This window comes from Enterobacter cloacae complex sp.6700776 (genome assembly GCF_048284255.1).
GTDB classification, from domain to species: Bacteria; Pseudomonadota; Gammaproteobacteria; order Enterobacterales; family Enterobacteriaceae; genus Enterobacter; species Enterobacter intestinihominis.
This window is the reverse complement of the sequence record NZ_JBLVYK010000119.1, coordinates 1-326: the sequence shown is the minus strand read 5'-3', so window position 1 is coordinate 326 and position 326 is coordinate 1. Positions and strand designations below refer to the sequence as shown.

Annotated in this window: 1 protein-coding gene; it reads right to left on the bottom strand. The window is 45.7% G+C overall.

The window, feature by feature from the left end; all coding sequences use genetic code 11:
* Positions 1-94: 94 nt before the first annotated feature.
* Positions 95-326 (bottom strand): hypothetical protein (locus tag ACNQ0T_RS23480; protein WP_417930412.1); only part of this gene is annotated, 232 nt, incomplete at its 5' end.

Genomic DNA, 326 nt, shown 5'->3' with positions numbered 1-326 from the left:
CGCCAATAGCTAAGAATGGTTCGATTGTTGAATACCAGTCTGTAAGGACCAAGCCTGAACCTGAGCAGGTTTTGGCTGCGGAAAAATTATATGCTCAATTGAGAAGCGGGCCGGCCGCGAGGCCGAAATTGGCTGCTAGCTTTTCCGTGAAAATACTCTTGCTCATATGGGGTAGTATTATATCAAGCGCAATGGCTGCCGGCATGCTTACTGATACATCAATAAGCAGCTTATTGTTAGCCACTTTAATGTCAGGAAGCTTAAGCTCTGTTAGTGTTTTGGCTATTCTCCCTCCTCTTGGAAGACTGGTTGAAAGAGCCAGGAAT